We start from the raw sequence: 24,328 nt of genomic DNA, 5'->3' as shown, positions 1-24,328 counted from the left end.
GAATCTGGATAATAGTATGGCACAGAAGCGTTTTGAAGCTATGGGTAACAGGGATGCGGCTGTTATTGAGGCACAGGGACTTGCTAAATCACGAGAGATACAAGGCTACAACTGGCAGCAGGAACAGCAGTTTAATGTCAGCAAGGCATTTGCAGAAAATGAGGGTTTTGCAGGCAATCCAGCTAATATGATGGCACAGATTCCACTTGCATTTTCAATGGGCGATATGCTTAAAGGAAATATGGAAGCGGCAGTAAATGCCAATAACACAATGCAGAATTCAGCAATGAATATGCAGGGTGGCACAATGGGCGTACAGGGTGATTCAATGAATACGCAGGGGGCTTCGCTGGTGTGCAGTAAATGTAACAGCCCACTGCCACAGGGGGCTAAGTTCTGTATGAATTGTGGTGAGAAGGTCACTCCTAAAGAAGTGTATTGTCAGGAATGTGGAGCAGTTATGCCGGCTAATGCACAGTTTTGTATGAACTGCGGAACAAGGAGAAATGTATGATGAAATATATATTTTGTATTATCGCATTACTGATACAACCGGTATTTAGCTGGTATGTGTATCACAAGCAGGATAAGAAAAAAGCAGCACTAAAGATGCCAATGCTTTATTACAGTGTGGCATATATGGTAGTCCAGTTATATGTATTTTTTAAATTCTGTTCAAAGTTTCCAGAAAGATACAGCATTTATTCTTATCTTATACAGGCGGCTATACTGTTAGGATTTGTAATATTTGAGATGATTTTGTGGGGAAGCAATAAGTATATAGAAGATGTAGATAATAAAGAGAAGCAATCTATACAGGATTTTAAAGAATTAATTAAAGATTTGGAAATATGCAGGGTTAATGTACAGGATACAGCCAATAAAGCGAATATAGACAAGCTTTACGAGAGAATGAGATATGAAAATCCGGTGAGTTCTCCAAAGGCTATAGAGGAGAATTTAAGAATTAAAGGGTTGATAGCTGAGTTAGCTGATATTACAGATAATACTTTATTTGAAGCAAAATGTAATGAGATTGTTAAACAGCTTGATATAAGAAAAATAAAGAATACAAAGGAGCAGTAAAGATATGAAGGCGATAAAATGCCCAAATTGCGGAAGTGAACAGGTTAAAGAGTTAACAGAAGAAAAGTATGCTTGTATGGCGTGTGATAATGTGTTTTTAATACATAATCATTCAAAGGAATTCAGAAAGACAGATGAGCATATAAGCAGTATGCATCAAGATTTAAAAGATGATATCAGTAAGCTTATGAATAGCAATAATATAGATCCTGATGCAATAATTGAAAAAGCCGAACAGCATTTAAAGAAAAAAGACTGGGATATAGCCAGTGACCTTTATGATAAAGCAACACAAGAAAATCCTGATAAGTCAAAGGCCTGGTATGGCTTATATAGAGCTCTTACAGGAGATTTTGAAGCTGTTGACAGGTATGCTTTATTCGTATGTGATGGCAATTATTTTGATGATGATGATAAAGAAATGGGAAGTCAGTCATTTTTCTATGGAAATGGTTTTATAAGCAGAGCTTTAGATTGTCCTGATTCCGATAAAACAGGAATAATTGATAATGTAACTGCATTTATTAAGAAATGTGCAGAGTATGGTAAAAAAGATATTGAGGACAGCATAAAGGAATTACTTGAAGGCTTTGAGTCAATGAGAAAAGATTTAGATTCACAGAGAGATATTGTAAAGAAAGAAAAGAAGAAGGACAAGACGAAGGCATTTATTCCAGCTATTATTGTGCTTGCACTTTTAGCAGTATGCGTATGGTATTTCTTTGCATCAGGAGACTGGCTTGGCAAGGTATTAGGCGTTGCTGGTGTTGTACTTGTTTTAAAATTCGGTGGTAAATTCATAGGAAGAAGTTTTAGTAACGCTAAAGCTGAGGGCGTTGAATGGGATAATGCTGCCGAACAGCAATTTGCTCCGATAATCGAGGATATGGAATCACAGGTTCAGGCAGTTATGCGTTATTGCATAGATTTAGATAATTACAATATTGTATTAGATAATCTTAAGAATAAGAATAAGTTTATGGAAGGTTATCTTGAAGGTGAGTTTGATGGTATGAAAGATTATGATCAGGTATCAGACAACTCAGAGAAATTTATATTTGATTTATTAGATGGTAAAATGGAAAGATATAATTACTTACTTGATGCAGTCAAATAAAAATTGATATGTCAGAGTAAAGATTAATCCGTTAGGGCAAAGATTAAAGTGGCAGAGTGAAAATCAGTCTGTTAAATTAACACATTAAATTTTTAGATTAACACATAAAAAGTCCAGTATATTTAAGCAGTATAGTCAGAAAGCTGACATTACATCTTAAAATATGCTGGGCTTTTTATGTGCCAGTGATGCACACTTGTATGAAGCTGTAGTTTGTCGCAGTTAATTGTACCCGGAGAGGAAATGTGCATTGCACATTCTTTTTTAAATCAATATTGTAAAAAAACAGCCAAAATTATATAATAAATATAACAAACCAAGCACTAATACTATATTAATAATAATGAATGAAAAGTGCGAAGAAACGAGGACAGAATGAAACGAAATAAATATAAGGATTATTTGTGGTATACAGCTATAGCAGTGTTTGTTATATGTGTACTTGAGGGTATATTCTATTACCATAGTGTGGAAAGTCCATTTCTTAAGGTAATGCTTAATATCCAGAATGCGATTAAGGCATACAAGATTGACCCTGATATTGACCAGGCAGATGCACTTGAATATGTTAAGACTGCGGGTGGTGGAGTGTTCACCATTATCCTTACATATGTGTATTGCATAGCAGTTATTATAGCACCTTTATGTACTGTAGGTGCTTTGGCAATACTTGTCCGCAAGCCGGCAAGCTATGTAAGAAGCCTTTTAAGCCAGCGTGGTAAGAAGAGAATTCTTCTTATAGGTGAGGGAGCATATAAAAAGCAGTTTATTAGCGGACTTGCAAAGGAATGCCGTATAACTACGATAGAGACAGGTGCAATGACCGAAGAAGCTAAGCTTAAATATATGAATAAAGGCGTAAATTACAGACAGAAGTATGATGATATGTCTATTGAAGATATATTGAAGGCAATCGATATAACTAAATATGCAGATATTATTCTTTGTGATGACAATGCGATGGAAAATATTGAATATCTTAAGGTTATAGGCAGTATATGCAACAGCTTGCAGAAGCCCTCAGGAGATAATGCTTCATATAAGCAGATATATTTAAGCTGTAGTGATAACTCAATGAGCCAGCTTATTAAGCAGTATTATGACAGACTTGAGGAGAAGAATTTTGACCTTAATATAATAGATGTCAACAGAATGGCAGTTAATAAAATGTTCAAGGAACATCCTGTATATCAGGTTAATACAGGTGATGATTATGATGTTCATCTTGGTATTATAGGCTTTGGTGAGTTCGGACAGAGTACGCTTATACAGGGGATTAATATGGCAGTGTTATCAGCGGAGTCTGATATATGTATAGATGTATTTGATAAGGATATGAAGTCGATAATCGGTTCATTTATGAAGAATTTCAGTGTAGATGCACTTGATGGCTTAAAGCTTGTAGCTGAAGATGTATTTATAGGTGAGAAAGCAGAATATTATGAGTTAAATTTCCCATTTGAGGAGAATAATGACAGATTTGGAATAGACGGACATATCAAAATAAGATTTTGGGAAACAGATGCTACAACATTACAGTTTAATAAAATATTCAAGAAGTGTAATGCTGATAAGCCTTTTACATATCTTGTAGTTGCTATGGGCGACACACATTCTATGGCTAACACGATTATTGAATTAAAGCAGCTTCTTTATAAGAAGGGCGATAAATGCATTAACATTCCTGTAGTTATAAGAATGAAGGACAGCAACAACATTTCCAAGATATATGATGAGAAGAACTTGTTCACAATTGAACAGAATAGGGATATATTCTCATATGAGTCACTCACAGACCATTATATTGTCGATGAAGCTAAGATGTTTAACCATAGATATAATGTGCTTTATGATGTTATAAATGAATATAAGAAGCAGGGTAAGGTTCTTAACGATGAGTTTATGTTAAAGATAGAAGATGTGTTATCAGAGGAAGCACTTTCGGTTGAGAGCAGTCAGGCAAAGCTTAATGCTGCCTGGCATAAGATGAGCATATTTGACCGTGAATCAAGCATAGCACAGTCGCTTCATCAGGACATTAAGAAATGGCTTGTGTGTGACAAGAAGGCATATACATTTTCTGATAAAGAGGAACTTGAGCGTATAGAGCATAGAAGATGGAATATCTTTATGATTACACACGGCTTTAAATATGAGAAGGCTGACAGGAAAGACTTGTATGCCAGGACACACCCTTGCATATCAAAATGGGAAGTGTTAAAGGTTGAAAAGCCTGATACTTTGGAGTATGATTTTACACCATATTATATATTAAGACATACACAGAATAAGTAATTATTGCTAAAATAGCACAATGACTATTGAGATTGAGTAATATATATAATAGAATGAAATATATAAGCATATTGTTATTTACTTATGTGAATATGTCAGGATTGGAGGAAATATTATGTATAAGTTTACTAAAGACTGTATGACAGGAATTGAGTCAATTGATAAAGAACACGAACAGCTTTTTAAAATAATTAATGAAGCACAGGCATTATTAGAGGAACAGGCTGTTGATGTTAAGACAGTAAAGAGCATTGTGGCACATCTTGTTGATTATGCCGCAGAGCATTTTGCACACGAGGAATCATATATGGAGTCAATTAATGACCCTGAACTTATGCGACAGAAGAAGGAGCATACAGACTTTGCTAATAAAGTTAAATCAGTGGACTTTGATAATATGACAGATGAGGAGAGCAGGAAGGAATTAGCTGAGCTTGTAAAGTTCCTTGCTAAGTGGCTTTACCACCATATCCTTGGAAGTGATATTATGATTGGAAAGTTAGAGCCTGTTGTTCATAAGACACAGGATTCTAAGAAAGCTGAAAATGTCAGCACAGCCAAGAAGGGTATGTTTGAATTTACAGATGAATACAAGACAGATATTGATTTTGTAGATGCAGAGCATAAGAAGTTATTTGAGATTATAGAGCGTACATATGAAGTTATTAATGACTATTATTTACACGATAAGTATGACCATATAGTTTCAATAATTAATGAATTAAAAGATTATACTAAGCTTCATTTTAAAGATGAGGAGGAGTATATGGAAAAGATAGGATACGAGGGACTAGCAGCTCAGAAGCTTGCACACGAGTCATTTGTTGACAGACTTACAGGGATTAATATGGAAGAAGTTGACGATGGACAGCAGGAGTATCTGTTCGAGCTTATTGATTACCTTCTTGAATGGTTAAAGAACCACATATTAAAGATGGATAAGCAGATTCCAGCAAAGTAGATTGAAAGGGCTGTTGCACCAGACATAATTAATACAGTATGAGTTATTTATAAGCTGTTGCTTATTCGCATATTGTGTGAATTGTGGTTTGTGCAGCAGCCCGTTTAGTTTTAATTAATATTATGAGAATTGCGAGAGGTGAATATATGCCAAAGACGATTAATTCAGAAGCTCAGCTTACAACTTTTGAAGCGATAAGTATGATTATGGGTAACAGCATTGGTACAGGAATTATAGCTGTTCCATATCTGGCAACAAGAAACAGTATGTTAGATGTTGTATGGATGGTGGGACTTGCTTATGTAGTAAATGTTATTCTTCATCTTATCATAGCAGAACTTTCTTTTAACAATGGAGGTGTACAGCTTGTTAAAAGCTTTGAAGGAGAGCTTTTTAAGGGAAGAATGAAGAAAGTATTCAGCTGGATAATGTTTGTTGTATATGGACTTGCCATAATGATAGGTGTCAGTGGCAATATTAATGGTGGTGCACAGATATTTGTTAATTGGTTTCATATGCCGCTGTGGGTGGCACAGCTTATATATTATCTGATTGCAGGAAGTGTAGTGTTTATTGGAATGAAAGCGGTAGGTATCGCACAGAAATATGCAGTAAGTTTTCTTATGGTTATAGTTGTTATTATGACAGCTGGAACATTTACAAGACCACTAAATGTTTTGTATACAGCACCATTTCATATTAATAACCTGCTTGCTTTATATAGTATGGTTGTATTTGCAACATCAGCTAATCAGGCGGTAATACAGGTTGTTAAGGGACTTGATGGCAACCCACATAAGATAAGAAAGTCAATATTTATAGGTTTTGCGTTATCATCAATACTTGTGCTTATCGTTACGCTTACGGTGCTTCTTGGAACTAAGGGAACACTTGATAAGGAATTAGCATATATGCAGTTAGGTGAGAGCATAGGTTCGTGGGCTATGATACTTGCTGGTATATTCTCACTTTTTGCACTGCTTACAACCTTCTGGTCTAATACACTTGCATTAAGAGATGTAGTTCACGAACAGATAGGAATTGGCAACAGAATAAGCTGGGTTATAGCAACTATTCCATGTATATTATTTGCAATATTCGGTGTGAGCAGCTTTATAGTGCTTACAAGAATTATGAGCGGTGTTGTTGTGCTTGTGAGCATAATGCTTGTACTTACCTATGGAAAGTCTAGAAAGAAGGCTGGCAGCAGTCCGATATGTGGTGTTATAGGCACACTCCCATTCCAGATAATTATGGTAATATCGACTATAATATCAGCTGTCGGGGCACTTATACCATTAAGTTAATGAGCAAGACGGTGGTTAAATGTATAACTGTAATAATTAAGAAAATGAAAGGAACATATATATGTATAATTCTCATAATTTTACTAAGATAGATAATGAAACTTTCAATCTTCACATAGATACAGATAAAGATTATAAAATTCTACAACTTACAGACCTTCATCTTGGATTTGGAATATTATCAGGAAAGAAGGATAAGCTTGCACTTAGTGCGGTTACCAAGATTATTAAAAAGAGCAGGCCGGATTTAATTGTTCTTACGGGTGATTCTATATTCCCTTTTTTTCCTAAGTCTGGAACTATGAATAATGGAAGACAGGCAAGAATTCTTACAGCATTTATGGACAGATTTAAAATTCCATATACATTGTGCTTTGGTAACCACGACTGTGAGCTTGGTGCATTTTGTAATAAGGATGAGCTTGCTGATATATTTGCTGAGGGAAAATATTGTATATTCACTAAAGGTAACAGATATATTTACGGAGTGGGGAATTTCTTTATTAATCTTGTTGATGATAATAATAAAGCTGTGCTTCCGCTTGTTATGCTTGACTCTAATATGTATGGTGATGGAGGCTGGTTCTACAGCGGATTTGATTGTATACACAAGGATCAGACTGAATGGTGTATGAATAAGCTAACCAGCCTTAAAAATGAAGATGAGAATATCAAGGCAATGGCTTTTTTCCATATGCCTGTCAGGGAATTTAAGGAAGCTTATGAGCGTATGAAGCTTGGTGATAATGATGTAATATATAAGCACGGAAGTGTTGGCGAGAAGAATGACCATTTTGGAATATCCAGGTTTAAGGGGATATTTTTTAACAGTGCAGTTGATAATGGCGTAATAAAATGGATGTTTTGTGGACACGACCACTTAAATACATTATCACTTGTGTATAAAGGTATACAGCTTACTTATGGAATGTCGATAGATTACCTTGGATACAAGGGTATTGAGAAGCAGTATACACAAAGAGGCGGAACATTAATTACAAGAAAGAAAGACGGAAGTGTGAGTGTTAAAATGGTTCCTTTAACATCAGTAGTATCAACTAAAGTAAGCGGAGTAAAATAATATAAAGTTGATATGTATTTGTGCTGAAATGTATGTTAATATTAATATATTAATAAATAAACGAAGGAATAATTAAAATAATTAATGAGGAGTTTTATGAGAACAGGATTTGACAATGACAAATATTTAAAAATTCAGTCAGAACACATTAAAGAAAGAATTGGTAAGTTTGGTGACAAGCTTTATCTTGAATTTGGAGGCAAATTATTTGATGATTACCACGCTTCAAGAGTGCTTCCGGGATTTCAGCCAGACAGCAAGCTTCAGATGCTTATGCAGCTATCAGATGTTGCTGAGATAGTAATCGTAATAAGTGCAGCTGATATTGAGAAGAATAAAGTCCGTGGAGATTTGGGTATTACTTATGATGTAGACGTGCTTAGATTAATTGGCGAATTTGAGAAGAAGGGTTTATATGTAGGAAGTGTTGTTATCACTAAATTTACAGGACAGAATGCGGCAGTACAGTTCAAGGAAAAGCTTGAAAAGAAGAATATAAAGGTATACCAGCATTATGTTATAGACGGATATCCATCTAATATTCCTATGATTGTAAGTGAAGAAGGTTTTGGAAAGAACGATTACATAGAAACAACAAGACCATTGGTAGTAATTACAGCACCGGGTCCGGGAAGTGGTAAGATGGCTACCTGCCTTTCACAGTTATATCACGAGAATAAGAGAGGAATTAAGGCAGGATATGCTAAATTTGAGACATTTCCAATATGGAATATTCCACTTAAGCACCCTGTCAATCTTGCATATGAGGCGGCTACAGCAGACCTTAATGATGTTAATATGATTGACCCATTCCACCTTGAGGCATATGGAAGTACAGCAGTTAATTATAATCGTGATATAGAGATATATCCTGTTCTTAATGCTATATTAGAGGAAATCTATGGTGAGAATACATATTATAAATCACCTACAGATATGGGTGTTAATATGGCGGGCAATTGTATTATTGATGATGAAGCCTGCTGTGAAGCTTCCAAAATGGAGATTATAAGAAGATATTATGATGCAGTCAACAGAGTGGCAAAGGAAGAAGCTTCTGAGAGCGAAGTATATAAGATTGAGCTTTTAATGAAGCAGGCTAAGATTACAACAGATGACAGAAAGGTTACTGTTGCAGCTAAGAAGAGAGCAGAGGAGCTTGGTGTTGCGTGTGCCGCTATCGAACTTAATGATGGTACAGTTATTACATCTAAGACTACGGATTTTCTTGGAGCGTCCTCAGCACTTATACTTAATGCACTTAAGTATCTTGCAGGAATCAAGCACGATGAGAAGCTTATAAAGCCAGAATATATTGAGCCAATCCAGAAGCTTAAAGTTAAATATCTTGGCGGCAGAAACCCAAGACTTCATAGTGACGAGATTCTTATTGCACTTGCGATGACATCTGTAGCTAATGAGAATGCCAAGAAAGCATTAGAACAGATACCTGATCTTAAGGGCTGTCAGGTACATACATCTGTAATGTTATCAGAGGCAGATACCAGGACTTTTAACAGATTAGGAGTTAATCTTACAAGTGAACCAGTAAGAAGCAGTTCTAAATTATATTAATAAGGCAGGGCATTGATTATGCAGAAAGCATTTATTAACGGAAAGATTATAGACGGAACTAAAGATATGTCTGTTATGAGCGGCAAATGTATTATAACAGCCAATAGCCAATGATATACCAGTTGTGCCTGGCAATGATGTAGGCTGTCGGCTGTATTACAGGAAAATCCGCATATAATTCTAAGTTATATATTAAATATTCTGGCGGCGGCAAGAAGCAGGCTTCCATTACCGGGGAGGTACAAAGGTAAATCTTTGCGAGAGTTCTGCCTGTTGTTGCCGCTTTCTACATAATCATTTTTAGGGGAGTTAATAAGTAACTGTTCTAAGGCAATGTCATCAAGTCCAAGCTTATGAGCCGCCATTGCTATAACAGCAAAATCCCAGCCCCATAATGTAGAATAGTCCCACACATCAATTACCTTCATAAGGGTGTTGCGGTAGATATCTTTATCGACAATATCCTCTGCACCATAGCCGTCAAGCATACCATAGATTTGAAGCATAAGAGGGTGGTCTATAGCTTTATTAGTAAATGTATCAGGGCAGTTACTATGTGCAATGTATACATCGTCATTAATTGGAAGTGGTGCTATATGCATTGCAATATTGTGCCATTGGCTGGCTTCATCAGTAAAACCTAATTCATAAGCCCATTTTGCGGCAATCAAAAGACCATATCTGAAATATGCAAGTTCAAATATAGGATTTCTTGTATCCTCTGGCAGATGACGTTCCTGAACTGGAATTACAGGTGCTTCTATATTGTAAATATCGGACATCGGGTCATATACAAGATAATCAGCTATAAACACGGCGGTTTCTTTTACAAGTATCCAGTATTTGCTCATATATGCCTTAACGTCAAAATCATCAGAGGTATTATTATCAATTACTATTTGTAACATATTGATTATATGTGGCTGCTGCCAGACAAGAAGTGGTGCAATCTTTGACGGGCAGTCCGAACCGGTGTAAGACACCATCTTAGTCCAGCGTGCACCTTTATAGCCGTTGCGTGAAGCATTTTTCTTAGCTTCATCTAATATATCAATATACCAGTCAAAGCTTCGTGTAAGCAGTTCAGGGTGTCCCCATAAAGGAGCCCACGCCATATGCCAGTAGTGCATTTCAAGGTGCGCCTTGCCATACCAGCTATTGCAGGTAAGACCAGTTTCGGCAGGTGGAATATAGCCGCTGTCATTAATCACAAGAAGATACTGCGATAATATTACACGGCGCATAAGCTCTTTATTATCAGAGTTAAGAAACTTTCCAGTTGTCCAGTAGTTGTGCCAGAAATGTCTGCTGTTACCGGCAATTGTGTCGTATGTGGCAGGTGTGTATATTGATTTATTGAAATTAACGGACATATTAAGTTCATCATCAGTAGTTGTAATATTATAGCTGTGTATACCGTTAGATTTAATAGTGGCAGCAGCAGAGTTATTACATTTATTAATAGTAACATTAGAATCAGATGTAATTGTACTATTATTAGCAGTATGCTGTGAGGTGCCAGTTCCATTTATATTAAAATTGACATAGTAAGCGGTATCATCTATCTGCCGGTGTATATGGGAAGCGTTAAGAAAGTTGCTGTGTCCGTCAGTGTTATTCCAGTCTGAACCTGTTATATCACAGGATGCGTATGGAAAGGCAATATTAACGCTAAGTCCGCACTGCAAAAGACCAGAGCTTATATAAAATGCAACGGTGTCAGAATTATCATCGCATACTGTGTATACAGTTACGAGATTATCAATAATAGCATTGGTATTTATATTATCAGCGGCAATATTATTAAGTGTACGAACATTGTTATTACTGTTAACATTAAGCCTGAAACTGCTTTTTAGAATACCAGTTGTTATATCTAATGTCTGATTTATACAATAAATGCTGCCAGCTTTAATAGGTTCGTTATGAAAATAAAGTCCGATTTTTGCAAGATTGAACTTATGAGGGTTCTGTCTTACCCAGTCGTAGGCGGCTTCATTGCCCTCGTATTTTACACGTGGATAAGTGACAGTTCGTTTGCAGTAATTGTATGGTGTCATTCTGACATCGTCTAAAGTATAGAAGCCTTTTTCGTTATCAGCTTTCTTAGTATGCCAGCCCCATTCAGCCATTGTGCAGAGTGGAGTTTCGGCTGAGTATTCCTCATATAAAGTCTGCATACCAGTAATGTCGGCAGTATAGCAGAACCGCCCATTGCCAACTGATAGTGGAGATTGGGGATTAATATCTGTTAAATGTGGATTAAAACTGGCAATTATATCAAGTCTGTTAATAAGTTTATTGTCTGTATTAGTAGTTACAGTGCCCTGTCTGGCATCTGGGCGCTGTGCATTGCAGTATGTATGTGTATTATTCATAGCCACCTCGTATCTGTAAGTTGTATACTCACGAATTAATTAATACAAGTATAGCACATATAATAATTAAATTATGGCAAAATGATATTTGTTAACTTATGAATAACAGATTTATTTATCATTATATGGAATTATGATAGTAATGTTTATTGGAAGTCTGGAGATATAATTGACTGGTGCTTATTGATAATTAATTATTAAGATAGAATAATAGGCGATTATATGTTAATATTAAAGTTATAGTCAGAATGTGTTACGGGCTTTTGCACAGGATTGAATAATAGAGTAATTATTCAGACAGCAGATAATATTGCAATAGATATTAAGAAAGGGATATGTGATGGATTCAAAAGAGGTATTAAAGGAATATTTTGGATATGATTCCTTTAGGGCTGGGCAGGAAGATATTATTAATGCAATCTTAGAAAAGAAAGATGTGCTTGCGATAATGCCGACAGGAGCAGGAAAGTCGCTTTGTTATCAAGTGCCAGCTATGATGCTTTCAGGAATTACAGTAGTAATATCCCCATTGATTTCACTTATGCAGGATCAGGTGAAATCACTTAACGATGTCGGAATTAATGCGGCATATGTCAATTCCACGCTTTCAGAAAGTGAGATAGACGGCACATTAAATATGGTACTTAATGGCATATACAAGATTATATATATTGCACCAGAAAGGCTTGAAAGTGCGAAGTTCTGTGAGTTCTCCAAGCAGGCAGATATATCAATGGTGACGGTTGACGAGGCACATTGTATATCACAGTGGGGACAGGATTTCAGACCAAGCTATGTAAAGATAGTTGATTATATAAACAGCCTTCCAGCAAGACCGGTTGTCAGTGCATTTACAGCGACAGCAACCAACGAAGTAAAGACGGATATAGAGTGTATATTAAGGCTTGATAATCCTAAGGTTGTAATTACTGGCTTTGACAGGAAAAATCTTTACTACAGCGTAGAGCATATAAGCGGCAAGAATAGGGACAGGTATATAAGCAATTATGTTAAAGAGCATATTGATGAGAGTGGAATTATCTACTGCGCAACAAGGAAAAATGTGGACACTTTATATGAAACCTTAAGCAGTATGGGGATAAGTGTCACAAGATACCACGCGGGACTTAGCAATGAAGAAAGAAAAAGAAATCAGGACGATTTCATATATGACAGGTCATTGGTGGTCGTTGCTACTAATGCATTTGGAATGGGAATAGATAAGTCAAATGTAAGATATGTAATTCATTATAATATGCCACAGAGTATGGAGAATTATTATCAGGAGGCAGGAAGAGCTGGCAGAGATGGAGAGGACTCACAGTGTATAATGCTGTTTTCTGCACAGGATGTGATAATAGATAAGTTCCTTCTTGATAAGAAAGAATTTGAAGGCGTTGAATATGAGGATATAGACGTTATTAAACAGCGTGACCTGCATAGATTGTATGTAATGGAGGGGTATTGCAAGACAACGGGCTGTTTAAGAAATTACATACTTAATTATTTTGGAGAAAATGTAACCGGAGTATGTGGTAATTGCGGCAACTGCAATAGTGAATATGAAGAAATTGATATGACAGCGCAGGCAAAATGGGTCATTAACTGTATAGCAGAAACCAAGGGAAGATTTGGACAGGGCATAGTTATAGGAACTCTGCTTGGAGCTGACAGGGCAAGGCTTAAAGAGGTTGGAGCTGTTAATTATAAATCATATGGAAAGCTTGCAGGAATGAAAGAAGCTGAGTTAAGACCGCTTATAGCCCAGCTTATATCAGACGGTTATATAATACAGACACAGGACGAATACAGTGTCCTTAAAATGGGAGATATAACACCTTTAAAGCAGGAAAATGCACATATATATCTAAAGCGTATGAAAGAGTCCGAGGAAGTGAAAAATGCAAAGCTTGTAGGTAAGACAAGAAGCACAGGCAGTTCTTATGAGGCTGGTGATGAAACTTTTCTATCAGGTTCAGGAAAGAAAGGCAGAAAGCAGACAGGCAAAGCAGGTAAAAGAAGCAGTTCATCAACAGGAAAGAAGAGTACAGATTCACTTACAAGTGCAGGTTATGAGTTATTTGAACGCTTAAAGGCATTGCGAATGATAATAGCAAGGGAAGAAGGTATGCCTCCATATATTGTATTTAGTGATAAGACACTTATAGATATGTGTGAGAAGCTTCCTTTAAATGCAGAAGCAATGCTTGAGGTATCAGGTGTAGGACAGAATAAACTGATGAAATATGGACAGAGATTTGTAAATGAGATAGATACATTTGTTAAAGAACATAAAGGAATGGCAGCAACAATTAATTAGAAAAAGTGTGCATAGGCACAGTCAGGTTATATAGAATAGTGCACAGAAAAGAGGATTATTATGACAAAGATAGTAGCAGTAGCAGGTAAGGGCGGCGTTGGAAAGACTTCGCTTGCAGGAGCATTTGTTAAAGTGCTTGTAGAGAAATATCCAGATAAGAAGATACTGGCGATTGATGCTGACCCTGCGGTTGGACTTTCTACAGTGCTTAACATAGAAGTGGACAAGACAATAGATGATATAAGAAAAGAAGTCATTAAAAATGTAGAGGACGGCGATACCAAGTCAGCCGTTGAGCTGTTAGGTGAGGCGAAGTATGAGATATATGATGCAATTAAAGAACAGGACGGCTATGCATTTATAGCGATAGGAAGACCGGAAACAGCCGGCTGTTACTGCCGGATTAATTCATATCTTAAAGAGGTGATAACACTTCTTTCTGAACAGTTTGATTATGTAGTTATAGACGGCGAGGCTGGAATTGAGCAGATTAACAGGCGTGTTATGGAAAAGGTTACACATCTTGTGCTTGTAACAGATGCAAGCAAGAAAGGCTGTCAGGTAGTTAAGACTATTAAAAATGTTGCAGATGAGCTTGTTATGTATGAGAAAGCTGGAGTTATAGTTAACCGCATACCGGATAAGAAAGTGATAGAACTTATGGATATAGGTGGGCTTCCATTATTATCTGTAATTGAAAATGATATGAAACTGGCAGAGGCAGATATTAAGGGCGAGAATATACTTACACTTTCAGATGATGACAGAATTGTTGCAGGGGCGGCAGAGGCACTTTGCAATATTGGTTTGATATAGTATTGGAGGAATATTTTTGAAGGATTTACAGCATTTATATTATTTTGAGAAACTATTAGAGGAGGTCAATAATGACCTTGTAAGAGAAGCACAGAATAAAGGCAGTATTGCAATTGGAGCAGTCTGTTTTCAAATTCCAGAGCCACTAATTAATCTTCCTGGCTGTTTCTCGGTAAGACTTAGAGCACCAAGAACAGGTTCTATAGAGATGGGTACATATTATATGAGCAGTATGCTTTGTGAGGGCTGTCGTGCCATACTTGAAAGAGCAATCGAGGGAGGGTTTGAATTTCTTGACTGCATAATAGCACCTGATGCGTGTGCACAGATGAACAGGTGCGTTGAGAATATAGAAAGACAGAATTTATGTTCCAAGGAAAAGTTCTTTGTGGAATATTCTGATGTTCCTATGAAGGACGATGAAACAGCATTAAGACATTATGTAAGGCAGATGAGGGCACATGTATTAGAGCCGCTTAACAAGGTGTATGGAATTGATATATCAGATGAAGCATTAAGAAAGTCAGTTGATTTGCAGAATAAGATAAGCAGGCTCATAACACAGATTGGTGACTACAGAAAAGAAGACAATCCAAGAATAACAGGCTATGAATTCGCAGTGTTATGCCTTGCGACATATTGCTGTCCTAAAGAGGCACTTATTGAAAAGCTGGAGGATACGCTTAAGGAGTTGGGCACAAGACAGCCAGATGATAAGAAGAATTACAGGGAAAAGGTTGTTATGGTAGGTTCGGAGATTGATAATCCAGAGCTTATAAAGCTTTGTGAGGAGGCTGGTGCGTTAGTTGTTGCTGACAGGTTCTGTTTTGGTTCACTTCCGGGAAGAAGCGAGATTATTCTTAATGACACGGAAGATGTACTTATGCAGATATGCAGGCAGTATATGCACTGGGGCAAATGTCCACGTTATATGAATACAGCTAAGATTAAGGAACGTCAGGAATATGTAGACAGCATTGCCAAAGAATACAAGGCAGACGGGCTTATATACCAGCAGATAAAGTTCTGCGATTACTGGGGATATGAGAGAGCTTCGGCATTTCATATTATGCGTGAAGAATACGGATATCCGGTGTTATCAATTGACAGACCTTATGTAGCAGGTAATTCGGGACAGATAAGGACACGAATACAGGCATTTGTTGAGAGCCTTGAGCTTAAGAAGCTTAAAAAATAATAAATGAATAATAAGATGTAAATATTAAGATGTAAATGTATGACTGAAAGAATACATTTAAGAAATTAACAATAAAAATACAGATATATGGTTAAGAAAGGATTGGCTATGTCAGGTAAACTTGGAAGTGAGCCGCTTGGTAAGTTCTATACTGGTAAGAAACCTAAGAAAAGACGTGAATGGAGAGGTTTCAAAGATACATGGTATGACTATGTAAGGTGGCTTGGATATTGGAAAACTTTGATTACATTTATAATAAAACCTAATAATATAAAAGGCTTTTTCAGATACCGCTGGATGCTTAATTATCTTGCACTGCCTGATTTTATGGACAGGCATACGGAAGGAATGAGAGGCTTACAGCTTCGTATGGCACATCAGGCACTGGGACTTATTGTTACAGATATATGTGGTATGCTTGGACAGATATTTAGGGCAGACCCTGCAATCGGCAATGATAAGGAACTTAATAAGAAGATTGTTCTTTTTGATGAGAATATGATGAGTACACTTATGGGTGGATTTCCTAATCTTGTGTGGCTTTCAGTTGAAGTTCCAGCCGTGTATACAAGCTCAATGATGTCGCAGAATGGAGTTAGCTATTATGTTGATGTAACACACGAATATGGAGTTCCGACAGATGTATGTCCTATGCCGGCGGCAGAGCTTGGAGTTGCACTTGCAGACGATTTCCCGCTTATTGGCTGTTGTGCTGTACAGTGTAATACAACCTGTGATGGAAGTCTTATGGGAAATGGAATTGAGGCACGCTCATTTAAGATTCCAACATTCCAGCTTGCTGTCCCTATAAGGCACAGGCAGGAAAGCGTGCAGGAATATGCGGCAGAAGAAGTTGTCAATGCAATACATTTTATTGAGGAGCAGACAGGAGAAAAGTTTAACTGGGATGCTTTCTTTAAGAGTATGAAAAGGTTCAATGCAGAGACAGAAGAATTCCTTGAATGGATGGAAATCTCAAAGACTGACTATCCGCAGGTTATGGGTGTTACACTTGCACTTTACAGATATGGTGTATATCAGGCGGCAGGCGGAAGAAACCAGGCATTTCTTGATATGGATAAGAAGCTCACAAGAATGGCTATGCAAGGCTATAAGAAGAAAGAGCTTGCGGCAAGGGAATACCGACACCGTGCTATGACGTGGGGTGTTCAGGCGGCATATTATACAGCACTTCCAATATGGCTGCTTAACTGCTGGGGTATAGTTACAATAACCGATATGTTAAGTATGGTATCAACAGAGATGGTCAATACAGAGGATAAACATCAGGCAATGCTTGACCTTGCATATCTGTATGAGAATATGATTATGCGTAACCGTTCTAATGGCGGTTATGAAACAGGTGTTGAAGCGTTATGGCGTTATTGTGAGATGTTTAATATAGACATAGTTATTATGTATGTACATATGGGCTGTAAATCAATGTCAGGATATCACGGCTTATTTGAGGAAGAAGCAAGAAAGCACGGCGTACATCTTATATGGGTAACACATAATCTTATGTGTCCTGAGGACGGCAGCAGAAGAGATATGAGGACAGAAATCAACAGATATATGAGAACTGTATTCCGTGAAGAGCCGCTTGACCCTACATTGGAAGATTTTGACGACTCACAGAACTGGTAAGAATTCATAAAGATAAGAAAGGAATAATAATATGGCTAAATATTATGGCGGTTGTGATGCAGGAAGTACTTACACCAAATGCGTTATATTAGATGAAACAGGAAAAATAGCAGCAAATATCACTAAAAGAAGCAGAATTAATCCAGTGCTTAGTGCTAAAGACAGCTTAGATGAGGCTGTAGCTTTAGTAGACGGGCTTAATAGTGCAGACGAACTTGATTATCTTATTGGAACAGGCTATGGACGTAATAAAGTACCATTTGCTGACGAGAACATATCAGAGATAAGCTGTCACGCTATGGGTGTTCACGTTGCCGCACCAGATGTAAAGGCGATAATAGATATCGGTGGGCAGGACGTTAAGGGTATTGCTATAGATACAGATGGAACAGTTCTTAATTTCTCAATGAATGATAAATGTGCGGCTGGTACAGGAAGATTTTTTGAGTCAATGGCAAGGGCATTTGAGATGAGCCTTGATGAGTTCTCCAAGCTTTCTTTAACAGCTAAAAATGTTATCCCTATAACAGCACAATGTGCTGTATTTGCAGAGAGTGAGGTAATCTCACTTGTAGGAGAAGGAAAGCCAATGGAGGAGATAGCCGCAGGAATTGAGCTTTCGGTAGCAAAGAGATGTTTTGTAATGGCTAAGAAGGCAGGAGTTGTTGAATCAGTTACACTTACAGGCGGCTGTGCCAAGAATGAGGGCTTAAAGCAGGCTATAGAGAAGGTGTTAAAGGTTAAGGTGGTAGAACTTCCTATAGATCCACAGCTTATGGGTGCTTTAGGAGCGGCTGAATATGCCAGACAGAAAGGAATGGCCAGATGATAATATTAAAGATAATTGGAATAATAGCGATTGTTATTGCGGTGCTGTTTATACTCAGCCTTTTTATATATTTCTTTAATCTTGATATGAAATTTGCCTCAAAGCTTATAAAACCGCTTACGGCATATTATAACTGGTCAAAGAACAGACGTGAGGCAGATAAGAAGAATAAATGAGTATGAAGTTATATGATAAGGATATAGCCTGTGTAATGCAGAATATAAAGGCATATGGAGAGTGCAGAAGGCTTGATAATAATGCACACTGGAAGATGAATGATAAAGAAAAGCTTGTGCTAAGAAGTGATATGGCATACGAGCTTGGCGGCGGAATGAATGAGGCTGTGAGTGCATTGGCATTTACTATGGATAAAGCTGTTGTTGATACAGACGGAGTGTATCTTATAGGTGATGATATGACAAGCATTGACAAAGATATACCATATGCAAGACTTACATTTATAAGGCTTAAGGAAAATGTGCTTGATGACACTAAAAAAGGTGCATTATATGCAGTTATGAGAGCTGTCGATTATGTAAGATACAATACATATCCGGATGGATTTATGATGAGAATATCATCAGTTAAAGAAAGAGAGCCGGTAAGAATATCAAAGGAAGCTGTAAATAGTAATATAAGCTTTTCTAATATAGGTTCAGAGCTTATAAGAGCTTATAAGACAAGAGAAGAAGTTGAGGCTGTAAAGATATACTTTATTACATCAGGTAGTGCAGATTATACAATGCTTAAGCAGTATGCAGGCAGATGTGAGCAGATAACTGATTCACTTAACCACATATTCAATGGGCTTGTTATGGATTGTTCAACGTGTTCAAGCAGGGAGTTATGTGATGAAATAGAGGATTTAAGAAAGTTTCATATGGATAAGTTGTAATAATTAGAATTAAGTTATAACAATTGAATAAATTATAGGTGTATAAAATAAAATGTTCCCTCCACAAAGTCTGTATGAAATACCACAAAAGCCAGACCTGAAATCTGACTGCTAGAGGTGTTTCATAACAGTAATTATGGATGGTGCTTTTTTGTCTAGTTAAGACGACCTTTCTTGCTCGCCCTTTTATTCTGATACATTTTCGAATCAACAACCTTAAAGCACTGATCAATTCCACTATCATCGATTATACCGTAACCTGTGGCAACGGAATATGGATAATGTTTGTCAGCCGCAATATTTTTGACATCATCAAGGAAATTATCAATTCTTCTAAGCAGTATATTGATATCAGATATATTGGAAATGACACAGAATTCATCACCGCCGATACGGTAGCAGTTACCAATGTCGTTAAAATTATCGTTGATAAGATTAGCAGTGTTAATAATGGCTTCATCTCCAAGCCTGTGTCCGTAAGTATCGTTAATACGCTTAAGGTTATTAAGGTCGGCAATCATTATGCAGCCGCCGGAAGATGGCTTATTGCGCTCCTTTTCCATATAGACTTCAAATGCAGAGCGGTTGTTAATTTTAGTCATGCCATCAGTAAATGCAAGCTCTTTATATATGCGGTTGCGTGTATGTTCAACGAAGTTATTGCGTGTAACAATGAATATAGAGCCGGCAAAATACATAAGCAGAATAAACAATCCGTAGATGGAATATTTGACCCTGCCAGTAGATGGTCTGGTAGAATAATATCTAAGTATATCCATAGTCAGGAATACACTTATTATTATAAATGCTGTGTATATTTCAGTTTCCTGCTTTGAAATAACATTATGGTTTCGTATAAATGTTATTATTGTCATTATAAATGTTGTAATTAATTCAATATGTACTATCCATAATACATTGGATAATATAATAATATGGCTTAACTGTAACATAGTAATTATTATGATTGAGCCAAATTCAATCCAGTATAAGAATTTGAAATATTTTTCATCGGCGAATGTTTCGTAAGTAAGCAGGTAACCTGTTATGGTCAATGGAAACAGAAAATAACAGGCATAGCCTATATATGATGTGAATGAGCCACGGCTTATAAATATCTGCAATATTGTTGAATTACACATAGACCAGATACCAGCAATAGCAGTTATAATACTTAACCAGCGCAGTCTTATGCACAGTTCAGTTTTAATAAAAAGTGAAGCAAAAAATATTATAATGCCACAAAGTAAAGCAAGTACACCTGTTATAGCAGGAAATGAGTGTCTGGCAAAAAGATAATATATAAGAGCACTTTTAGTTCCGCTGTGAAGCTCAAGAAGGTTCTTTATATTAAGCTGTGAAGCCATAGTTATTGTAAGTGTAAAGTCACTTTGTGGCACTTTTATAAAGTACCAGTGAGAAGGGCGTGCCATACCTATTGTGTCCATAATATCTTATTCGCTGTATACCTGCACATCATTGATGTATACATTTATTGCAGAATTATAAGCGTAAAATGCTATATAATCACCAGCAAGTTCGTCAGCTTTGATATGCTTTTTAATTGTTATGTGTCTTGTTTTTTCTTTTAATTTTATTGGAAGTTCGGTTGTATAATTATGTTCATTATACTGTATATTAAAATCATTATATATAGAAGCAGTTGTTTCATTATTAAGGCATAATCCTGTTATTCTGGTGCTAAAGAATATGGCGGTACATATAACTGCAAGTCCGGCAATAACAAAATATATGCTTTTATTAATTAAAGACATATTCGATTTGATATTTTGCATCGATGAATATTATCCTTTCATTGATTACTTGAATTGTAAATGTTAATATTAAATATAGCACGAAATAACAATAAATAATAGTAAACAATTGTATATAATAGTATGCAATCAGTGTTTATGCAGTCAAAATGTTAAAGCCAGAAACAGGCAGAATGGAGAAAGAATGTATAGAGAAGATTATAAGGTAACTGTTCCCCAGTTTAAAAGACTTGAGGTATTATTAAGTGATTGTGGAGCAATAAGCGGAAAGCTTGATATTGAAACAGGAAGACATAATGCCAGAGTAATTAATGATAAGGTAAAAGAACTTTCAGAAAATGGTGGTGGTACAATTGTAATTCCTAAAGGAATATGGGCAAGTGCACCAATACGTCTTTTATCAGATGTAAGCATAAGAATTGAAAGTCAGGGACTTCTTAAGTTCATAAAATCCAAAGAAGATTATCCTTTAATTATAACTAATTATGAGGGACAGCCATGCATAAGAACTGTATCACCTATTACAGCAGAGAATGCGGTAAATGTTGCAATTACAGGTATGGGTATGGTTGACGGAAGTGGTGATGAATGGCGTCCGGTTAAGAAGTTCAAGGTAACAGATAAACAGTGGGAACAGCTTCTAAAAAAGAGTGATAACGTATTTGAAACTAAAGAAACACAGATATGGATGCCTACTAAATCAAGCCTTCTTGGTAATGAGAAGAATATCCAGTCAGATAAAGATGAAGCTTTAGAAGAAGCAAGAGATTATTATGATTTCTACAGACCAGTAATGGTGAGCCTGCGTCATTGTACTAACGTACTTTTAAGTGGTGTAACATTTATGAATTCACCAGCCTGGAATATACATCCATTTTTCTGTGAGAATGTCACAATTGACAATATTAAGGTACGCAATCCTTATTATGCACAGAATGGTGATGGCATTGATGTAGAGTCTTGTACTAATGTCCATATTCACCACAGTGTATTTGAGACAGGTGATGATGCAATATGTATCAAAGCAGGCAAGAATGCAATAGCAAGAACAATAGATGGACCTTGTAGTAATATATATATACACGATTGTGTTGTTAATGAAGGACATGGTGGTTTCGTAATCGGAAGTGAAATGTCAAGAGGTGTTAAGGATATACTTGTTGAGAACTGCACATTTATAGGTACGGATGTAGGTGTAAGAATAAAGAGTGCACTAGGCAGAGGCGGTGTTGTTGAGAATATCACAATACGCAATATCGATATGGTTAATATAAAGGGTGAGGCAGTTATACTTACTATGGGTTATGTACTCAACCTGCTTAACCGTAATGAAACAATAGCTATGGATAATGAAGAAGATGTTCCATACTTCAGAAATATTGATATGGATGGCATTGTGTGTACAGACTGTAAGGAATTCGCTAAGATTGAACCTTTAAACGGTCGTCCAGACACGATTAAGGATGTAGTCATTAATAAACAGAAGTTCTGCTAATAAAATGTAGTAATGTCTTTCTGATTATTAACAGATGTTATGTGCCGATGATGCACACTCGCTCGAAGCTGTAGTATGTCGTAAGCGGCTGTGCTCGGTGTTAGAATGTGCGTTGCACATTCTTGTTTATATATAGAAAGAGGATAAAGTTGTGAAAAATAATAAATATGAAATAGATATGTGTAATGGTACATTAATGGATAAGCTAATTTCCTTTGCACTTCCGTTAATGCTTTCAGGTATGTTACAGCTTATGTTTAATGCTGTAGATATAATTGTTGTTGGAAGATTCACAGGCAGTACTGCACTTGCCGCGGTAGGCTCCACAACGGCACTGATTAGTACGTTTACCAATCTTTTTATAGGTGTTTCACTAGGAGCAAATGTACTTGCGGCAAGATTTTATGCAACAGGCAAAGCTAAAGAAATGTCGGAGACAGTCCATACAGCCATAGCACTTGCGGCAATAAGTGGTGTTGTTATGTGCATTATTGGCATTGCTGCCGCAAGAGAGGCACTTGTCCTTATTGACACACCAGATGATGTAATTGGACAGGCAGCACTGTATTTAAGACTGTATTTTTGTGGTATGCCATTTTTTATGCTTTATAACTATGGAGCGGCAATATTAAGGGCAGTAGGTGACACGAAAAGACCACTTATGTATCTTATAATAGCAGGTTCTACCAATGCGGTTTTAGACCTTGTGCTTGTGATAATATTTAAAATGGGTGTTGCAGGTGTTGCTATAGGAACAGTTACTTCACAGCTTATATCGTGTATTCTTGTAATAAGATGCCTTATGACAACAGAGTCAGATTACAAGTTAAGAATAAGGGATTTAAGAATAAGAAAATATTACCTTTTACAGATACTAAGTGTAGGACTTCCAGCAGGAATACAGAGTACTGTTATTAATTTTTCAAATGTATTGCTTCAATCATCAGTTAATTCATTTGGCGAGATAGCAATGGCAGGTTATACAGCCGCTAATAATATACTTGGCTTTCTTTATGTGTCTGTCAACTCAATAACACAGGCGTGTATGAGCTTTACGAGCCAGAATTATGGCGTTAGAAAATTCAAGCGAATGGATAAGGTGTTAATTGACTGTATGATACTTTCGGTTATAGTGTCAGTAGTTATCGGTGGTGGTTCATACATTTTAGGACGCCAGATACTTGGTATATACACGAACCAGAGTGAGGTTATAGAGTGTGGTATGGAGATACTTTCAATATCGACAATACCATATTTTCTGTGTGGCATTATGGATATGCTTCCAGGAGCTATGCGCGGAGTAGGTTATTCAGCAGTTCCTATGGTCCTTTCAATTGTAGGTACAGTTGGGACAAGACTTGTGTGGATATATGGTGTATTCCCAAGCCATAGAAGTCTGTATGAGTTATTCATATCGTATCCAGCTTCGTGGTTTATAACAATTGTAATGCAGGCAATATGTCTTGTATTTGTAAGAAAAAAGGTAAGAAACAAAGAATGATTATCCAATATATAATCAATGATGGATTAAATTACAAGAAGTGAGGGTTAGT

General features: G+C 36.7%; 20 protein-coding genes. 17 read left to right on the top strand and 3 right to left on the bottom strand.

What is annotated here, in order from left to right; genetic code table 11:
* Positions 1 to 16: 16 nt before the first annotated feature.
* From C7390_RS09475 to C7390_RS09440, 8 genes are all read left to right on the top strand, one after another.
* A complete protein-coding gene (locus tag C7390_RS09475) occupies positions 17 to 514 on the top strand; it encodes a zinc ribbon domain-containing protein (protein WP_116444083.1) in 498 nt (165 codons plus the stop codon).
* Positions 511 to 1,086, top strand: coding sequence for a hypothetical protein (locus C7390_RS09470; protein WP_022501599.1), 576 nt, complete (start codon positions 511 to 513; stop codon positions 1,084 to 1,086). The genes C7390_RS09475 and C7390_RS09470 overlap by 4 nt, the downstream gene beginning before the upstream one ends.
* Positions 1,087 to 1,090: 4 nt before the next feature.
* Entirely contained in the window at positions 1,091 to 2,203 is a 1,113-nt protein-coding gene (locus C7390_RS09465; RefSeq protein WP_055173954.1) for a tetratricopeptide repeat protein, read from the top strand.
* Between the two features lie 375 nt (positions 2,204 to 2,578).
* A complete protein-coding gene (locus C7390_RS09460) occupies positions 2,579 to 4,498 on the top strand; it encodes a hypothetical protein (RefSeq protein WP_116444082.1) in 1,920 nt (639 codons plus the stop codon).
* Positions 4,499 to 4,613: 115 nt separating this feature from the next.
* Positions 4,614 to 5,459: a bacteriohemerythrin gene (locus C7390_RS09455; protein WP_022501596.1), complete on the top strand. Its 846-nt coding sequence runs from the start codon at positions 4,614 to 4,616 to the stop codon at positions 5,457 to 5,459.
* Between the two features lie 146 nt (positions 5,460 to 5,605).
* Positions 5,606 to 6,766, top strand: a complete 1,161-nt coding sequence (locus tag C7390_RS09450; protein ID WP_055173957.1) for an aromatic amino acid transport family protein — start codon at positions 5,606 to 5,608, stop codon at positions 6,764 to 6,766.
* A gap of 61 nt (positions 6,767 to 6,827) precedes the next feature.
* Positions 6,828 to 7,847, top strand: coding sequence for a metallophosphoesterase (locus tag C7390_RS09445; protein ID WP_022501594.1), 1,020 nt, complete (start codon positions 6,828 to 6,830; stop codon positions 7,845 to 7,847).
* Between the two features lie 96 nt (positions 7,848 to 7,943).
* Complete coding sequence (locus tag C7390_RS09440) at positions 7,944 to 9,422, top strand: DUF1846 domain-containing protein (protein ID WP_116444081.1); 1,479 nt, start codon at positions 7,944 to 7,946, stop codon at positions 9,420 to 9,422.
* A gap of 185 nt (positions 9,423 to 9,607) precedes the next feature.
* Here the strand turns inward: C7390_RS09440 and C7390_RS09435 are convergent, their stop codons facing one another.
* Positions 9,608 to 11,800, bottom strand: a complete 2,193-nt coding sequence (locus C7390_RS09435) for a glycoside hydrolase family 65 (protein ID WP_116444080.1) — start codon at positions 11,798 to 11,800, stop codon at positions 9,608 to 9,610.
* A gap of 340 nt (positions 11,801 to 12,140) precedes the next feature.
* Here C7390_RS09435 and C7390_RS09430 point away from each other — a divergent pair, with 340 nt between their 5' ends.
* The 7 genes from C7390_RS09430 (at position 12,141) to C7390_RS09400 (ending at position 19,505) form a co-directional block, all read left to right on the top strand.
* Positions 12,141 to 14,120 (top strand): RecQ family ATP-dependent DNA helicase, encoded by a 1,980-nt coding sequence (locus C7390_RS09430; protein WP_090140218.1) that lies wholly within the window; start codon positions 12,141 to 12,143, stop codon positions 14,118 to 14,120.
* 60 nt (positions 14,121 to 14,180) lie between these two features.
* Positions 14,181 to 14,936, top strand: a complete 756-nt coding sequence (locus C7390_RS09425; RefSeq protein WP_116444079.1) for an ATP-binding protein — start codon at positions 14,181 to 14,183, stop codon at positions 14,934 to 14,936.
* A gap of 16 nt (positions 14,937 to 14,952) precedes the next feature.
* Complete coding sequence (locus C7390_RS09420) at positions 14,953 to 16,134, top strand: 2-hydroxyacyl-CoA dehydratase family protein (RefSeq protein ID WP_116444078.1); 1,182 nt, start codon at positions 14,953 to 14,955, stop codon at positions 16,132 to 16,134.
* 108 nt (positions 16,135 to 16,242) lie between these two features.
* Complete coding sequence (locus C7390_RS09415) at positions 16,243 to 17,781, top strand: 2-hydroxyacyl-CoA dehydratase family protein (RefSeq protein ID WP_090140214.1); 1,539 nt, start codon at positions 16,243 to 16,245, stop codon at positions 17,779 to 17,781.
* 31 nt (positions 17,782 to 17,812) lie between these two features.
* The gene (locus C7390_RS09410) at positions 17,813 to 18,610 is read left to right on the top strand and encodes an acyl-CoA dehydratase activase (RefSeq protein ID WP_055306258.1); all 798 of its coding nucleotides are present in this window, start codon (positions 17,813 to 17,815) and stop codon (positions 18,608 to 18,610) included.
* On the top strand, positions 18,607 to 18,786 hold the full coding sequence (locus C7390_RS09405) for a hypothetical protein (protein ID WP_022501585.1): 180 nt from the start codon (positions 18,607 to 18,609) through the stop codon (positions 18,784 to 18,786). The genes C7390_RS09410 and C7390_RS09405 overlap by 4 nt, the downstream gene beginning before the upstream one ends.
* Positions 18,783 to 19,505, top strand: coding sequence for a carbon monoxide dehydrogenase (locus C7390_RS09400; RefSeq protein ID WP_116444077.1), 723 nt, complete (start codon positions 18,783 to 18,785; stop codon positions 19,503 to 19,505). The genes C7390_RS09405 and C7390_RS09400 overlap by 4 nt, the downstream gene beginning before the upstream one ends.
* Before the next feature lie 155 nt (positions 19,506 to 19,660).
* Here the strand turns inward: C7390_RS09400 and C7390_RS09395 are convergent, their stop codons facing one another.
* Both C7390_RS09395 and C7390_RS09390 read right to left on the bottom strand, forming a co-directional pair.
* Complete coding sequence (locus C7390_RS09395) at positions 19,661 to 20,938, bottom strand: GGDEF domain-containing protein (RefSeq protein WP_318295645.1); 1,278 nt, start codon at positions 20,936 to 20,938, stop codon at positions 19,661 to 19,663.
* A 21-nt stretch (positions 20,939 to 20,959) separates the two neighbouring features.
* Complete coding sequence (locus C7390_RS09390) at positions 20,960 to 21,301, bottom strand: hypothetical protein (RefSeq protein WP_318295644.1); 342 nt, start codon at positions 21,299 to 21,301, stop codon at positions 20,960 to 20,962.
* 163 nt (positions 21,302 to 21,464) lie between these two features.
* Between C7390_RS09390 and C7390_RS09385 the strand changes: the two genes are divergently transcribed.
* Both C7390_RS09385 and C7390_RS09380 read left to right on the top strand, forming a co-directional pair.
* Complete coding sequence (locus C7390_RS09385; RefSeq protein ID WP_090140208.1) at positions 21,465 to 22,775, top strand: glycoside hydrolase family 28 protein; 1,311 nt, start codon at positions 21,465 to 21,467, stop codon at positions 22,773 to 22,775.
* A 151-nt stretch (positions 22,776 to 22,926) separates the two neighbouring features.
* Complete coding sequence (locus C7390_RS09380) at positions 22,927 to 24,276, top strand: MATE family efflux transporter (RefSeq protein WP_318255822.1); 1,350 nt, start codon at positions 22,927 to 22,929, stop codon at positions 24,274 to 24,276.
* The last annotated feature ends 52 nt before the right edge of the window (positions 24,277 to 24,328 follow it).

This window comes from Bacteroides galacturonicus (assembly GCF_003096855.1).
Lineage (GTDB): Bacteria > Bacillota > Clostridia > Lachnospirales > Lachnospiraceae > Lachnospira > Lachnospira rogosae.
Note: the sequence above shows the minus strand (reverse complement) of the source record. Positions and strands in the feature narration are given on the sequence as shown.

What these genes read in the sequence shown, in the direction of transcription:
- C7390_RS09410 (WP_055306258.1), top strand. Translation starts at nt 17,813, where the DNA reads ATGGCTAAATATTATGGCGGTTGTGATGCAGGAAGTACTTACACCAAA.
- C7390_RS09445 (WP_022501594.1), top strand. Translation starts at nt 6,828, where the DNA reads ATGTATAATTCTCATAATTTTACTAAGATAGATAATGAAACTTTCAAT.
- C7390_RS09385 (WP_090140208.1), top strand. Translation starts at nt 21,465, where the DNA reads ATGTATAGAGAAGATTATAAGGTAACTGTTCCCCAGTTTAAAAGACTT.
- C7390_RS09395 (WP_318295645.1), bottom strand. Translation starts at nt 20,938, where the DNA reads ATGGCACGCCCTTCTCACTGGTACTTTATAAAAGTGCCACAAAGTGAC.
- C7390_RS09400 (WP_116444077.1), top strand. Translation starts at nt 18,783, where the DNA reads ATGAGTATGAAGTTATATGATAAGGATATAGCCTGTGTAATGCAGAAT.
- C7390_RS09465 (WP_055173954.1), top strand. Translation starts at nt 1,091, where the DNA reads ATGAAGGCGATAAAATGCCCAAATTGCGGAAGTGAACAGGTTAAAGAG.
- C7390_RS09440 (WP_116444081.1), top strand. Translation starts at nt 7,944, where the DNA reads ATGAGAACAGGATTTGACAATGACAAATATTTAAAAATTCAGTCAGAA.
- C7390_RS09475 (WP_116444083.1), top strand. Translation starts at nt 17, where the DNA reads ATGGCACAGAAGCGTTTTGAAGCTATGGGTAACAGGGATGCGGCTGTT.
- C7390_RS09415 (WP_090140214.1), top strand. Translation starts at nt 16,243, where the DNA reads ATGTCAGGTAAACTTGGAAGTGAGCCGCTTGGTAAGTTCTATACTGGT.
- C7390_RS09450 (WP_055173957.1), top strand. Translation starts at nt 5,606, where the DNA reads ATGCCAAAGACGATTAATTCAGAAGCTCAGCTTACAACTTTTGAAGCG.
- C7390_RS09430 (WP_090140218.1), top strand. Translation starts at nt 12,141, where the DNA reads ATGGATTCAAAAGAGGTATTAAAGGAATATTTTGGATATGATTCCTTT.
- C7390_RS09455 (WP_022501596.1), top strand. Translation starts at nt 4,614, where the DNA reads ATGTATAAGTTTACTAAAGACTGTATGACAGGAATTGAGTCAATTGAT.
- C7390_RS09460 (WP_116444082.1), top strand. Translation starts at nt 2,579, where the DNA reads ATGAAACGAAATAAATATAAGGATTATTTGTGGTATACAGCTATAGCA.
- C7390_RS09405 (WP_022501585.1), top strand. Translation starts at nt 18,607, where the DNA reads ATGATAATATTAAAGATAATTGGAATAATAGCGATTGTTATTGCGGTG.
- C7390_RS09390 (WP_318295644.1), bottom strand. Translation starts at nt 21,301, where the DNA reads ATGCAAAATATCAAATCGAATATGTCTTTAATTAATAAAAGCATATAT.
- C7390_RS09470 (WP_022501599.1), top strand. Translation starts at nt 511, where the DNA reads ATGATGAAATATATATTTTGTATTATCGCATTACTGATACAACCGGTA.
- C7390_RS09435 (WP_116444080.1), bottom strand. Translation starts at nt 11,800, where the DNA reads ATGAATAATACACATACATACTGCAATGCACAGCGCCCAGATGCCAGA.
- C7390_RS09425 (WP_116444079.1), top strand. Translation starts at nt 14,181, where the DNA reads ATGACAAAGATAGTAGCAGTAGCAGGTAAGGGCGGCGTTGGAAAGACT.